This is a genomic window from Deltaproteobacteria bacterium (assembly GCA_029860075.1).
Lineage (GTDB): Bacteria > Desulfobacterota > JADFVX01 > JADFVX01 > JADFVX01 > JAOUBX01.
The window spans coordinates 50,824-65,045 of sequence record JAOUBX010000008.1 but is presented as its reverse complement, the minus strand read 5'-3'; the positions used below and the strand labels follow the sequence as shown (position 1 = coordinate 65,045).

At 44.9% G+C, this 14,222-nt stretch carries 11 protein-coding genes; 10 read left to right on the top strand and 1 reads right to left on the bottom strand.

The features are described from left to right. The first annotated feature begins 12 nt into the window (after window positions 1-12). From OEV42_04190 to OEV42_04145, 10 genes are all read left to right on the top strand, one after another. Complete coding sequence (locus OEV42_04190; protein ID MDH3973461.1) at window positions 13-1,731, top strand: ATP-binding protein; 1,719 nt, start codon at window positions 13-15, stop codon at window positions 1,729-1,731. 127 nt (window positions 1,732-1,858) lie between these two features. Beyond that, a complete protein-coding gene (locus tag OEV42_04185) occupies window positions 1,859-2,299 on the top strand; it encodes a response regulator (GenBank protein ID MDH3973460.1) in 441 nt (146 codons plus the stop codon). A 163-nt stretch (window positions 2,300-2,462) separates the two neighbouring features. After that, complete coding sequence (locus OEV42_04180; GenBank protein MDH3973459.1) at window positions 2,463-3,761, top strand: PAS domain S-box protein; 1,299 nt, start codon at window positions 2,463-2,465, stop codon at window positions 3,759-3,761. Window positions 3,762-4,135: 374 nt separating this feature from the next. Further along, on the top strand, window positions 4,136-4,693 hold the full coding sequence (locus OEV42_04175) for a response regulator (GenBank protein ID MDH3973458.1): 558 nt from the start codon (window positions 4,136-4,138) through the stop codon (window positions 4,691-4,693). 45 nt (window positions 4,694-4,738) lie between these two features. Next, the gene (locus tag OEV42_04170; GenBank protein MDH3973457.1) at window positions 4,739-6,610 is read left to right on the top strand and encodes a PAS domain-containing protein; all 1,872 of its coding nucleotides are present in this window, start codon (window positions 4,739-4,741) and stop codon (window positions 6,608-6,610) included. 118 nt (window positions 6,611-6,728) lie between these two features. Further along, window positions 6,729-8,012, top strand: coding sequence for an ATP-binding protein (locus OEV42_04165; protein ID MDH3973456.1), 1,284 nt, complete (start codon window positions 6,729-6,731; stop codon window positions 8,010-8,012). Then, a complete protein-coding gene (locus OEV42_04160; protein ID MDH3973455.1) occupies window positions 8,009-9,469 on the top strand; it encodes a response regulator in 1,461 nt (486 codons plus the stop codon). The genes OEV42_04165 and OEV42_04160 overlap by 4 nt, the downstream gene beginning before the upstream one ends. 156 nt (window positions 9,470-9,625) lie before the next feature. Continuing rightward, window positions 9,626-10,177, top strand: coding sequence for a response regulator (locus OEV42_04155; protein MDH3973454.1), 552 nt, complete (start codon window positions 9,626-9,628; stop codon window positions 10,175-10,177). Window positions 10,178-10,253: 76 nt separating this feature from the next. Next, window positions 10,254-12,104 (top strand): response regulator, encoded by a 1,851-nt coding sequence (locus tag OEV42_04150; GenBank protein MDH3973453.1) that lies wholly within the window; start codon window positions 10,254-10,256, stop codon window positions 12,102-12,104. Window positions 12,105-12,113: 9 nt separating this feature from the next. Next, complete coding sequence (locus OEV42_04145; protein MDH3973452.1) at window positions 12,114-12,572, top strand: response regulator; 459 nt, start codon at window positions 12,114-12,116, stop codon at window positions 12,570-12,572. Here OEV42_04145 and OEV42_04140 read toward each other — a convergent pair. Next, on the bottom strand, window positions 12,550-14,136 hold the full coding sequence (locus tag OEV42_04140) for a response regulator (protein ID MDH3973451.1): 1,587 nt from the start codon (window positions 14,134-14,136) through the stop codon (window positions 12,550-12,552). The genes OEV42_04145 and OEV42_04140 overlap by 23 nt on opposite strands. Between the last annotated feature and the right edge of the window lie 86 nt (window positions 14,137-14,222).

Genomic DNA, 14,222 nt, shown 5'->3' with positions numbered 1-14,222 from the left:
GGATTATTACTTATGAGCGGGGAAAGTAAAATACTGGTTGTTGAGGACCGCAGCCGGCAGCAGCCTTTGTTAAAGGATATCCTTTCCAGGGGAGGCTATTCCGTTATAACAGCGGGAAAGGGAGAGGCAGTCCTCGAACTTGCCAGGAAGGAGGTTCCCCATATAATTATTGGTGATGCAACCATGCCTTTTATGAGAGGTTTCGATATGTGCAGGAATATCAAGAATGACAATGCAACAAGGGATATCCCTCTCATCCTGCGCACCCGCCTTGCCCATGTGGATGAGTTTATACAGGCCCTCAATGCGGGGGCCGATTACTATATTACCGAACCCTGCAGCAATGACAGTATTCTTTCCATGGTCACTGCTGTAATCGAGCAGCACTTGCAGGTTGTTAACAGGCCTGAAGAGAAGGCTACCGATATACTGGTTGACGGCAGCTATCTCAAGGTGAGCTGCAGCAGAGGGCAGATATTGACGCTTCTCTATTCCCTCCATGAAAATGCAATTTCAAGCAGCAGGGAACTCGATGAAAAACGAGGGCAGCTGGCCAGGGTGAATGCAGAGTTTGAAGTGAAGATCGCGGCGAGAACAAAGGCGCTTGAAAAGAGAGAGAAAAGATACCGCGCCCTTTTTGACAATATGCTCAACGGTTTTGCCTATCACGAGATAATCGTCGATGGCGACGGCATTCCTGTTGACTACATATTCCTGGAGGTTAATGACGCTTTTGAGAGATTGACCGGTCTTATGTCGGAGGACATTATCGGAAAGCGGGTGACACAAGCGCTGCCCGGCATAGTGAAGGAAGACTTTGACTGGATAGGAACCTACGGGAAAGTGGCCCTGGAAGGGGAGCCTGCCCGCTTTATAAGTTATACAAAAGAGCTTGACCGCTGGTACAGCGTCCTCGCCTACTCGCCTGAAAAAGGCAAGTTTGCCATCATATTCGAGGACTTTGGTGATTACAAAAAGGCCGAAGACAAGATTAATAAACTTAACCAGGAGCTTGAAGAAAAAGTGAAGGAACGGACAGAGGAACTGGAAGCGGCAGTGAAGGACCTGGAGGGTTTTAGTTACTCTGTTTCTCATGATCTCAGGGCGCCGCTCAGGGCCATTGACGGTTTTTCACGAATATTGCTGGAAGAGTATAGCCATAAGGTCGATGAAGAAGGGCAACGCTATTTAAGTATTGTCAGAGATAATGCAAACAGGATGGGGCGGCTCATAGACGATATTCTCAATTTTTCCCGCATGGGACGAAAGGAAATAAACATATGCCGCATCAATATGAAAGCGCTTGCAGATGACATTTTTAATGAACTTAAATCAGCGGCGCCGGAGCGTAAGATAAGTTTTAAAGCCGGTAAGCTCCCCGCTGTCTTTGGCGACCGCCCCATGATCCGGCAGGTTTTGACCAACCTCCTTTCCAATGCCGTCAAATTTACAAGGACAAGGGACCTTGCAATCATTGAAATGGCGGGTAAAATTGAAGGAGAAGAAAAGATATACAGTATTAAGGATAATGGCGTCGGCTTCGATATGGATTACAAAGACAAGCTCTTTGGTGTTTTTCAGCGGCTCCATGGAGTAGAGGAATTCGAAGGAACAGGCGCCGGTCTTTCTATCGTCAAGCGGATCATCGAAAAGCATGGCGGGCGAATCTGGGCTGAGGGAAAAACAGAAGAAGGGGCGACCTTTTATTTTTCTCTCCCCAGGGAGCGGTGACCCGCTTTTTCAAAGAGTCAAAGAGCGCCTGGAGAAAAAAATTATAGCTCTTCTTGAAAACTTTTAAATGATGGATAGAGCTTCCTTTTCAATTTGGAAAGTAAATAACGATTAAGAGGAGAGAGGTATGACGAGTTCAGGCGAAGTGGAAATCCTTTTAGTTGAGGACACACTGGCTGATGCGGAACTGGCAATAAGGGCGCTGAAAAAACGTAATCTCGCCAACAAACTGGTCTGGGTAAAAGACGGCGCCGAAGCGATCGATTTTTTGTTTGGCCAGGGCAACCATGCCGACGGGAGTATAAAAAATGCCCCAAAACTGGTCATGCTCGATCTGAGACTGCCCAAGGTGGACGGAATCGAGGTTTTAAAAAGGATCAAGTCCGATGAGCGGACAAAGGGCATACCTGTTGTGGTGGTCACTTCATCCAGTGAGGAGAGAGATATTGTTGAAAGTTACCAGTTTGGCGTCAACAGTTATATTACCAAACCCATTAACTTCGAAGACTTTGCCAAAACCATCTCGGATCTCGGATTTTACTGGATGATACTGAACAGACTGCCTTGAATGGGGAAGTACAAAAAGAGGGAGGCACGGAAAAAGAAAGTGCTTAAATCTGAAACAGCAGTTGGACCCGGCATTGTCCGGTCAGGAAATTGCAGATTTACCTGACCTCCCCCTTGAAGGGGAGGAACATTTGAAAACTAAACAGGAATGAGCTGAAAAAATAATGGAGAAAGAATTAAAAATTTTGATTCTTGAAGACAATCCTGATGATGCCGAACTGATGACCCTCAGTCTGAAGAAGGGGGGAATAAATTTTTCATGGAAAAGGGTTGAAACAAAAGATGCCTTTCTCAGGGAGTTTGGGGAGACAAAGTGGGATGTTGTTCTCTCCGATTATACGCTCCCGCAATTTACCGGTCTGGAAGCGTTTAAGCTCTTTAGGGAATATGGAAAGCACATTCCCTATATTCTGGTGACGGGTTCCCTCAATGAAGAGACGGCAGTAGAGTGCATGCGTGAAGGGATGGACGATTATATCCTGAAACAAAGCCTGAAACGGCTTCCTTCAGCGCTTATGAATGCGCTTGAAAAGAAAGAGGCTGAAAAGGAAAGAAGGATAGCTCTTGAAAAACTGAAAGCCAGTGAAGAGCGTTTAAGGGTGATTACCGAAACGGCTCAGGATGCCATTATCTACATTCAGGAAAAGGGGGATATCCATTTATGGAACAAAAGAGCGGAAGAGATGTTTGGTTATGTTTTTGATGAAGCGGCAGGGAAAAACATACATAAACTAATTCTTCCCGAGCGTTTTCGCAGGGATGCCGGTGAAGGGATGAAAGCCTTCAGTAAAACGGGGGAGGGGCCTTTAGTCGGCAAAACGATAGAATGCATTGCCTTGCGGGGAGACGGCAGTGAGTTTCCCGTGGAAGTCTCCATTTCATCTGTCAAAGTCAACGGAAAATGGCATGCAACGGGTATTGTCAGGGATATTTCAGAGCGAAAAAACAGTGAAGAGAAAATACGAAAACAGGGCGATTTTCTAAGGACGGTTTTTGATTCCATTACTCACCCCTTCTATGTTATCGACAGCCATAATTTTACCGTCAAAATGGCAAATGCGGCTTTAAAAGACAAGTTTGAAGAAGGCGTAACCTGTTATGAGCTTACCCATAACAGAAAAAGCCCCTGCGACGGAAAAGATCACCTCTGCCTGCTTGAGGAAGTAAAAGAAACAAAAAAACCTGCCATGGCGGAACATACTCATTTCGATGCTGAAGGGAACGCCGTCGTTGTAGAAGCCTACAGTCATCCTGTCTTTGACGATAAAGGAGAGGTAATCCAGATAATAGAATATACAATCGATATTACGGAACGAAAAAAAATGGAAGAAAAACTGAAACAAAATATTGATGAACTGGAAAGATTCAACAGGCTCATGGTTGGAAGAGAACTCAAAATGGGTGAGTTAAAAAAAGAGAATGAGAGATTAAGAAGAGCGATGGAAAGATTGTCCGGCGCGTAAAAATGATTGACAGGACCCCCGAAAGATTACCGTGACGGAGGAAATGAAAAAAAGGAAGTCCGCCTTGCGGCGCCCCATGAATGTCTCTATCAAGGCATTGCATAATTGATGTAAACAGATCCCCCCTAAAATAGCTGCACTCTCAAAGCCCCTCAAGAGACATAAATCCATGGGCCACTGCCCTTTTCAGCTTTAATTGCCGCTTTCATAATGAGACGAAATGATAATGAGCCGCTCCGCAGCAAACTGCCGGTCATAGTCCCTGCCGGGGATTTATTTATCAGAGGTGGGGAACTTGCAATAATTAAAGCGGGTGATAAACTTTAAGTGAGGTAAATCAATACGCTTTATTTCTCTTGTGAGTTCGGGGGCTCATGAATGAGGATCTGAAAATTCTTATGCTTGAAGATAATCCGGCAGATGCCGAACTGGTCCGGTATGAACTGAAAAAAGCGGCAATAGGATTTTCATTAAAGCGTGTAGATACGAAGGAGGCCTTTATGGAGGCGTTGAAAGAAGATGTGCCGCACATTGTCCTGGCTGATTATTCCCTTCCCCGGCTTACGGGGCTCGAGGCATTCAGGTTATTTAAATCCCTAAATCTTTTTATCCCCTTTATCCTGGTTACAGGTTCACTTTCAGAAACACTGGCTGTGGTATGTATGAAAGAAGGGATGGATGACTATATACTGAAAGACCGGTTAATGCGGCTGCCGGGGGCTTTGAGGAATGCCCTGGAAAAGAAGAAAGCCGAAAGAGAAAAGGAGGAAGCCGTCGGCCTGTTAAAGCGCAAGCTCGATGAGGTGGAACGTATCAACAAGCTTATGGTCGGCAGGGAACTGAAAATGGGGGCCTTAAAAAAGGAGAATAAAAAACTGAAATTATATATTGAAGCATTGGAAAAAAAACTGCCTGAAGAGAACCTGTCTTGAGCGATGCGCAATGTTTGTCTTTTCGACTGCGCTATAACAGGGTAAATGATGGAAAAAAGGAAGGGAAACAAAGAAGAGCTTAAGGAGGCACTCCATAAATCGGAGCAAAGTGAACGACGGCTTCTTATGGCCCAGAGGGTGGGGAAAATGGGTTTTATTGAGTGGAACCTGAAAAGCGACGAAGTCTATTGGTCGGATGAATTATTCAGGCTTTACGGTGCTGATCCTGAAAAGGTAAAACCTGCAATAGAGCCTGTCCTCGAGAGGGTCCATCCCCATGACCTGGGATTTGTCAAAGAGAACCTTGACCTTGCGCTTAAGGGGAAAAAAAAGTACGACATTTATCATCGAAACCTTTTTTCCGACGGCAAGGTCATGTGGGTCCATGCCCGGGGTGAGCTAAAGGCCGATAGGGCAACCTTTTTTGTTACCATTGCCGATACGGGCACTCTCAAAGCGTTCGATGACAGGGCCCTTGAGGTCAATAAGCGGCTTCAATACCTGCTTACTTCCAGGGGTGCCGTTATTTACACTTCAAAGGCATCGGGAGATTACGGCGCTACCTTTGTAAGTGAAAATATTGACAAAATGACGGGGTATGAGTCCAAAGATTTTCTTGAAAATCCGGAATTCTGGATAGAGCATGTTCACCCCGATGACAGGGCAAGACTGTTATTCAAGCTGTCGAGAAGCCTCGAAAGCAGTGTCGGTTATCATGAATACCGCTTTCGCTGTCACGATGGCAGCTATATCTGGCTTTGTGACGAGTTGACAGTCATGAAAGATGAAAAGGGGAACCCGCAGGAGATCGTAGGTTGTTTGACCGATATTAGCCGGACAAAAAAAATAGAGAGAGAGGCAGTTCGTGGAGAACAGAATATTTTTACCTTAATGGAAATGCACAAAAGACGATTTAACTCGGATGAAGAAATATTCGCTTTTGTGCTTAAACAATCCTTGATATGCACGGCAAGCAGGTTTTCATTTATCGGTTTAATGTCGGAAGATGCTGAAATGATCGCTTATTCCTTTTCCAGGGAAGCCAATGAAGTCAACGATGCTAATGATGAGCGCTGCGTTGAAAAGAAAACCGGAAAAATAAATATTAATGAGGCCGGGGTCTTGAAGGACGTTATCAGGAAGGGTTACCCCATTATCGTCAATGACTGCGAAAAGGAAATAGAGGAGGGCCAGAGGTTTTATCCTGACAGGCATGTTTTAATTGAGAGACTTCTGTGCGTTCCTGTCTTTGATGGTGTGAAACTTGTTGCTGTTGCCGCTGTGGCCAACAAAAGTGAAAATTATGACGATGTTGACCTGAGGGCTATTATAACAATGCTCGATGAAATGTGGCAAATGGTCAAGAATGTTAAATCCCTTAGTCAACTGAAAGAAAGAGAGGAGCACTTCAGGACTTTTCTCCAGCTATCGCCATCGGCTGTTTTTGCCGCCGATTTAAGCGGCAATATTACATACTGGAGCCGGCGATTGTCCGATCTGACAGGTATGACGGCCCCTGATGCCATGGGAAAGGGATGGGAAAAGTGCCTCCACCCCGATGAATCGGACCGGGTCATTGAGGCATTGGAAGGGGTCATGCGGGACCGGCGGGAGTATAAATCAGAGCATCGTTTCGTCACATTGGACAAGAAGGTGCTCTGGGGTTTGCTTCAGGTTTCTCCTATTATGACTTCCGGGAGCGAAGTTAGTGGATATGTAGGGAATTTTACGGAAATAACAGAGAAAAAAATGGCGGAAGAAGCAATGGAAAGCCGCCTTGAAGAGTTGGAATGTTTCCGTAAAGCAACGGTACAGCGGGAATTCAGGATGAAGGAACTGAAGGATGAAAACCTGAAGCTCAGGGGAAAAATTATGGAATTGAGAAGCGCCGGGCCGGTGACTCGCAAAGGGATGTAAATCTCCCCTTCTCATTCTTTAATCCCTGGCGGACGAAATTCCCCCCGGCATGATGCGGGGGGTGGGGAATGGTGTTGAAATTGAAAAAAACGGAAACCTTTGGCAATTCCTTTTAGCGATGAAAGAGCAGGAAAAAATAACAGCCCTTTCCGGGCTTGCTTCCAATGGCCTGACGCCGGACCCCGGCGAAAAAGATGGCCCCATTGAAGAACTTAAAAAGGAACTGACTTTCCTGAAAAACAAACTGAGCGAATCCAAAAAGCGCGAAGCCGAGCTTGAAGATACGCGCAGAGCGATGCTTTATATGATGGAGGACCTTAATGAATCGCAGAAAGCGATTATACATATTAAAGAGGAGTGGGTTAAAACCTTTGACGGCATATGGGACCCTATTTTTATTCATGACAGGGACTGTAGAATTGTCAGGGCTAACAAGGCTTTTCAGGATGAAGCCGGCATAAGCTATGATGATATGATCGGCAGGAAATACTGGGAGGTTTTTCCTGTTATGAAAGAGCCTGTAACTATGTGTTCCCTGTCAAAGGGCAACCCCTTGCCGGGGAAAGAAGAACTGACCGACCCGGCAAGCGGCAAGATATTCAGAGTCAGATGCTATGTTGTTGATGAAAGGGGATTAAGCAGCGCCCTCTTTGTTCATGTCATGGAAGATATTACCGAGATGAAAGGCGTGCAGGAGTTGCTTGTACAGTCTGCCAAGCTTGCTTCCATCGGCGAACTGGCTGCCAACGTGGCCCATGAAATCAATAACCCCATGACGGCTGTTCTTGGTTATGCTTCATTAATTCTGGAAGACCTCGATGAGAACTCCTCTGTTTATACAGATTTGAAGGTAATTGAAAAAGAATCATACCGGATAAAAGGCATTATTCGCAACCTCCTCGACTTTTCCCGTCAGCGAAAGATCAATAAAAAAGCGAGTAATATCAATGCTATCATTAAAGAAAGCATTGCTCTCATAAGCCATATGGCAACGACCTCCAATATTTTAATTGAGTTGAACCTGGAGGAAAAGCTCCCTTTAGTGGAGGTCGATGAAAATCAGATGAAGCAGGTCTTTCTCAACCTGATGGGGAATGCCGTTCATGCCATGGATGATGGCGGGGAACTGAAAATAAAAACGGAGGTTTTATGCGACAAAGCGAATAAGAATGTGCTCATCAGCTTCAAGGATAATGGCTGCGGCATACCGAAAGCTTTTGTCGATAAGGTTTTTGATCCTTTTTTCAGCAGCAAGGGGGAGGCGGGAACAGGCCTTGGCCTTTCCGTCAGTTACGGTATTGTAAAAAACCACGGTGGCCGCCTTACCTTAAAGAGTGAAGAAGGAAAGGGGAGTGAGTTCTCCGTCCTCCTGCCTGTTAAGCATAGAGAACAGGGCCCATGAAAAAAGAGAAGATACTCGTCGTTGATGATGAAGAAGTGATTGTCTCCCTTGCCGAAAGGATTCTGCAAAGGGAAGGTTTTGAAACGGCTGTTGCTTCAAACTGTAAGGAGGCGCTTTCCCTGCTGGAGGAGCACAATATTGACCTTCTTATTACGGACATAAAAATGCCCGGTATGAGCGGCATGGATTTGCTTCAGCAATTCAAGGCAAAGTGGCCTGAAAATGCCGCAATAATCGTTACAGGCTACGGCACAATAGAAATGGCGCTTGACGCCATGCAGCGCGGCGCCGATGGGTTTATTCTAAAACCTTTCGGCCATAATGACTTGATGACTGTCGTCAATAATGCCATGGAAAAGATGCGTTTGATCGAAGAGAATGTGAGGCTCAAGTCGCTTTTACCGCTTTTTGAAACGAGCAGGAGAATGGTACAGGAGGTGAATACCGATAATTTGCTTAAATACGTTGCCCACGTTGCCACCGGTGAAACCGGCGCCGACTATATATCGATAATGCTCAAAAAGAATAATGGGTCATTCGCGCAAAAAATACAGCGGGGGCTCGATGGACTCCCGGAAAAAGGGATGATTGCGGCGCTTGGAGAAGAGATGGCCATGAAGGCCGCCAAAACGGGCAAACATATTGTTTTGAAGAAAGGCGCGCCCGGCAATGAATTGGACCCTATTATGGTGGAAGGGGAGATGACATCAATGACATTCCCCCTCCAGGTAAAGGATGAGGTCTTTGGCGCCATAAATCTGGCAAAGCTGGGCAAAATAGAGAACGAACCTGACCAGGGAAATATTGATCTTGTGGGCATACTTGCTTCGCAAGCCTCTGTTGCATTAAAGAATGCCATGTTAATTGAAGATCTGCATGAGCTTTTTATTTCGTCGATCAAGTCTTTTTCAGAAACGATCGATACAAAATCACCCTGGACGGCGGGACATTCGGAAAGAGTGACCCGTTACGCTCTTCTTATCGGGAAAGCGCTCAACTTTAATGAAGATGATCTCTATCATCTCGAACTGGCCGGTTTGCTCCATGATATTGGAAAGGTGGGGACGCCTGAAAGTATACTTAATAAAGCGGGCAAGTTGACGAAAGTGGAGTTTCAGCAGATGAAGAAGCACCCCGTGGCCGGTTCGGCGATCATATCTCACATCAAGCAGATGCAAAGTATTATTCCCGCCGTTCGTCATCACCATGAAAGGTATGATGGCGGCGGTTATCCCGATGGTCTGAAAGGAAGAGAAATTCCCTTGCTGGCGCGCATCCTTTCTGTTGCCGACAGCTTCGATGCAATGAAGGCGGACAGACCCTACAGGGAGGGAAGAACACTGGCGTTTATTATTAACGAGTTCCAGGTTAATGCCGGGAAGCAATTTGATCCTGAGCCGGTGGAGGCATTATTGAAAATAATTGAAAAAGAGGAGGAGATGCTTATGAAGGTGTGAAAACAACATGCCTGGAAAAAGTTTGTCAGTTAAGCAATCACCCGCGGCAAGCTGACGGCCTGTGAAGGGGAGTAATTAACGCTATGGGGAATTGTGCCCGCCGGGGAGTAAATGAGATTTTAAACAGCAGCAATCAAATGAGAAAGGGGGACCATAATGAAACATACGCTTATGTTCGTTGATGACGAAGTCAATATACTGAATTCGCTGGTAAGGCTCTTTAGAAATGAGGGCTATGAAATATTTACGGCAACAAGCGGCGCCGAAGGATTAAAAATTGTGGAAGAAAACGAGATTTCACTTATTATCTCCGATTACAAAATGCCCCACATGAGTGGTGTCGACTTCCTTGCCAGAGTGAAGGAAGTCTCCCCCGATACGGTAAGGATTATGCTTACCGGTTACGCTGATTTAGGGGCTTCCATCGATGCCATCAATAAGGGTGAAGTCTATCGCTTTATTACCAAACCCTGGAAAGATGAGGAAATTCAGGTGACCGTCAGCCAGTCTCTTGAATTCAGAGATCTCAAGCTTACCAACAGAAACCTTACGAAAACCGTTAAAAAGCAGGCCGGCGTACTGAAAAAACTGGAGAACCATTATCCCGGCATATCGGAGGTAAGCAGAAGTGAAGACGGGAGTATTGTCATAGATGAAGATAGCCTGGATGACGAATCTCTTGATGAAATCATAAAAAATACCCTCTAAAGTGAGGAGAGTGGATTGAGAGAAAAAAGCAGTTATCCTGAGGTTTTTTTCAATTTTGCAGTATTGGGAGCTCACAATGGAAAAAATATTAATCGTTGACGACGACAGACTGATTCGAACCGTTGCCTGTGAAATTCTGACGAAGGCCGGTTACGACGTAAAAATGGCAAAATGCCCTGAAGAGGGTCTTGAACTGCTGAAGAAAGAGAAGGCGGAAATTATTCTCCTCGACGTAGTCATGCCCGGTGAATCGGGATTTGAAATGATTCCACAGATCAGGGCCTTAAATCGTGATGCGGCCATTATCATTATGACGGCTTATGCCTCTACCGACTCTGCTGTGGAAGCGATCAGAAAAGATGTTTACGATTATATAAAGAAACCTTTTAATGAGGATGAACTCCTCCATTCCGTTATGAAGACTGTCGAAAGGCAGCATCTTCTGACTGAAAACCGGTCCCTCGTAAAAAAACTGACAGAGAGGATCAGGAGGCTGGAGCTTTTTGAAAAGCTTTCAAAGGCAATCTCTTCAACGCTCGATCTGGATAAACTGCTGGAAAAAATAATGGATATCAGCAAATCTGTGCTCAATGCCGAGGCCTGTTCAATCCTTTTGCTGGACAAGGTAAGCGGAGAACTCGTATTTACTGTGGCCCTCGGTGAAAAGGGGGATGAAGTCAAGGAGTTCAGGATAAAGCGGGGACAGGGCGTTGCAGGGTGGGTGCTGGAACATGGAGAGTCGCTCCTTATTGAAGATTTAAAAAAGGACAAAAGGTTTTTTAGCGGCGTAGATAAAAAAACAGGTTTTGAAAGCCGAACCATGATTGCCGTTCCTCTCTTTGTAAAAGATCAGATCGTCGGTGTTATCGAGGTTATTAACAAAAACGGGAAAGGTTATTTTAATGAGTCCGACAAAGAGACCCTCATTACCATGGCAGGGCAGATTGCCGTTGCCATTGATAATGCAAAAATGACGGAAGCTTTGAAAATTTCGAGAGAAAAGATAGAGGGGTACAGCAAAAACCTGGAAGCCATGGTGAAAAAAAGAACGGCACAGCTGGAAAAGGCGAATGAAGAAATAAAAAATACCCATGCCCAGCTCCTTCAGACAGAAAAGCTTTCATCGCTGGGCCAGCTTGCCGCCGGTGTTGCCCATGAGATAAATAATCCCATCGGATTTATTCAAAGCAACCTCAAAACGCTCAAGGAGTATGTTCATGATCTTATGGCTATTTTATACAAGAGTGAAGATGTTGTTTCAGCCTTGAAAAAGAAAGACCAGAAAGCTTTTTTCGCCCAACTGAAGGAACTGGAAAAGATAAAAAAAGAAGTGGGCCTCGATTTTATTAAAGATGATATAGAAAAGCTTGTCAGTGAATCTGAAGAAGGAACATACCGGGTCTATAAGATCGTCCGGGATTTGAGAGATTTTTCCCGGGCCGATGATGCCGACCGGAAAATTTTTGATTTGCACAGGGCCATAGACAGCACCCTGAATATTGTCTGGAATGAACTTAAATATAAGGCTGAAGTTATCAAAGAATATGGGAATATTCCGGAGGTTGAGTGCTTTCCTACCCAGTTGAACCAGGTTTTTATGAATCTCTTTGTTAATGCCTCTCAGGCAATTAAGAATAAAGGGGAAATACGAATAAAGACATTTAGTGAAAATGAGAAGGTTTTTGTAGAAGTAAGCGATACAGGAGCAGGCATCCCTCCCGATATTATTAATAAGTTATTTGATCCTTTTTTTACAACAAAGGAACCGGGCAAGGGAACCGGGTTGGGGCTTGCCATCAGTTACAATATAATAAAAAAGCATAATGGAAATATTACGGTTATGAGTAATCCCGGCGAAGGAACAACCTTTCTCATCGAGTTGCCTGTCCGGATGAAAGTGGCTAAAGAGTGTATGGAAGCTTTCTGAGGAGGGAGTATGCCGTCAGGGTGGTTCCGTGAAGAAATGGGGGGAGTGGGAATGGATAATTATACCGTATTGTGTGTCGATGACGAAAGTTGTATTTTATCACTTATAAGGCGCTTGTTGCGCAATGAACCTTACGAAATAATATTGGCGAAAAACGGGGAAGAGGCAATTGAAATTATGAAGAAAAGGGAAGTTGCCCTTCTTATTTCCGATTACAAAATGCCCGGCATGTCGGGTTTGCAGCTGCTGCGGGAGACGAGGGAGGTTTCACCGCAAACAATAAGTATCCTGATCAGCGCTCTCGTTAACCATGACGTGGTTCAAACCACTGTCGGCGAACTCGGAATTTTCAGGTGTTTTTATAAACCCTGGGACAATGGAGAGTTTCGTTCCGCTATAAAGGAGGCCATAGAAGAATACCGGCAGGTAAGGGATAAGAATGGGCCTAGTCCGGAGCAGGTAATCTGATTGTAAAGAGGCTCCCTTGCCCTGTTCCCGGCGGGGGGCTCTCAACCTCGATTGTTCCCTCCATGAGGTTCAGCATTTTTTCAGCCAGATAAAGGCCGAGACCGGCGCCTGCAAATCGCCGGGTTATAGAATCATCTCCCTGGTGAAATTTTGTAAAAATGATTTCCTTTTTATCTTGTTCGATGCCCACACCTGTATCCTGAATTTTCAAAATCACCTCCGATCCGACTCTGTCCGCTGATATTTCAACCTTTCCCTTATCGGTAAATTTTATGGCATTGTTCAGCACATGGCTTAATACCTTATTCATTAACGCTTCATCGATGACAACCTGCAGTTTTTTCCTGTTGCTCTTAAAGACTACTGCAAGGCCCTTGTCTTCCCCTTTTTTCTTAAAGGAGGGATAGCATTCTGAAATTAATGAGGACAGGAGCGCCGGTTTCAGACTGGCTTTTATTGTGTTCGCTTCCAGTCCGCTTGCATCGAGAAGCATTTCAAAAAGGGCCAGAAGCTCATCTCCTTTATTACGGATAATTTCGAGCTTTTCTCTCTCATAGGAAAGTTTTTTCCCTCCCCGGTAACCTTCAAGCATAATCTCTGCAAAACTGATAACAATATTGAGGGGCGTTCGAAACTCGTGACTAATATTGCGAAGAAAAATATCCTTCAGTTTCTCTGCCTCTTTTACCTCGGCAAGGGCTTCTTCCAGTTTCCTGTAAAGGAGGGCGCGATCCATGGATGCCGCCAGGTGATTGGATAAAATAGTGATAAACTCAAGCTCTCCTTCGCTAAAGTTGTCACTGTCCCCGTCCTTCAGTGTAATCAAAAGTCCGGAAGTTTTTTTATCATGAACAATGGGAGTCATTATTATTTTTGCGCCGGCGAGGGCAGGCTGTTTTTTAAATACCGCATCCCCTCTCATGGGCGCCTGCTTTTTTCTGTCGGAAATTTTATTTAAAAGATGATCATTCTTTACAAGTTCTTCCAGTATTTCACCTTCAAAGCCATCACCTGACATGACCTGGAATTCATTTTCCTCCCTTAGCAAAATAGCCGCTTTGTCCGCTTTAAGGCCTTCCAATAGTTCTTTCATAACGAGATTGCATATTTCACGGCAATCAATTTTTTCCAGCATCTTCCTGCTGCTTTCAAGGAGGGGCATCAAGGTTTTTAGCCTCAGGTTCTCTTTGAGCAGGACTTTTTTTTCGGTAAGGGCATGAAGCATATCTTTTAGCTGGGAAGGGGAAAAAGGCTTTATGATGAAGGCCTGCGCCCCCAGGTGCATCGTTTCTATGGCCAGTTTCATGTCGGCATAGCCTGTAATGATGGCAGCCGACATATCGGGATATTTTTTCTTTCCTTCCTTGAGCAGTTTTTTTCCACTCATGCCGGGCATCTTTATGTCGGTAACAAGAATATCCACCATTTCCTTATCCATAATTTCCATGGCTTTTTCACCTGATGATGCCGTCAGCACATCATATTGATCCCTGACAAGAATTTTTTCACAGATATCAAGAATGGCAACTTCATCATCGACAAGTAATAACTTTTCTCTTCTCACTTTTTCTCCTTAAATACAGTCGGCATGTTGTTTATTAATTTTTCAGCTTATTGCGCTAATAGCCGTCAATTCACTCGTTGCCTCCC

Excerpts from the sequence above, each read along its gene's own strand:
- OEV42_04190 (MDH3973461.1), top strand. The coding sequence starts at position 13 with ATGAGCGGGGAAAGTAAAATACTGGTTGTTGAGGACCGCAGCCGGCAG.
- OEV42_04185 (MDH3973460.1), top strand. The coding sequence starts at position 1,859 with ATGACGAGTTCAGGCGAAGTGGAAATCCTTTTAGTTGAGGACACACTG.
- OEV42_04180 (MDH3973459.1), top strand. The coding sequence starts at position 2,463 with ATGGAGAAAGAATTAAAAATTTTGATTCTTGAAGACAATCCTGATGAT.
- OEV42_04175 (MDH3973458.1), top strand. The coding sequence starts at position 4,136 with ATGAATGAGGATCTGAAAATTCTTATGCTTGAAGATAATCCGGCAGAT.
- OEV42_04170 (MDH3973457.1), top strand. The coding sequence starts at position 4,739 with ATGATGGAAAAAAGGAAGGGAAACAAAGAAGAGCTTAAGGAGGCACTC.
- OEV42_04165 (MDH3973456.1), top strand. The coding sequence starts at position 6,729 with ATGAAAGAGCAGGAAAAAATAACAGCCCTTTCCGGGCTTGCTTCCAAT.
- OEV42_04160 (MDH3973455.1), top strand. The coding sequence starts at position 8,009 with ATGAAAAAAGAGAAGATACTCGTCGTTGATGATGAAGAAGTGATTGTC.
- OEV42_04155 (MDH3973454.1), top strand. The coding sequence starts at position 9,626 with ATGAAACATACGCTTATGTTCGTTGATGACGAAGTCAATATACTGAAT.
- OEV42_04150 (MDH3973453.1), top strand. The coding sequence starts at position 10,254 with ATGGAAAAAATATTAATCGTTGACGACGACAGACTGATTCGAACCGTT.
- OEV42_04145 (MDH3973452.1), top strand. The coding sequence starts at position 12,114 with ATGCCGTCAGGGTGGTTCCGTGAAGAAATGGGGGGAGTGGGAATGGAT.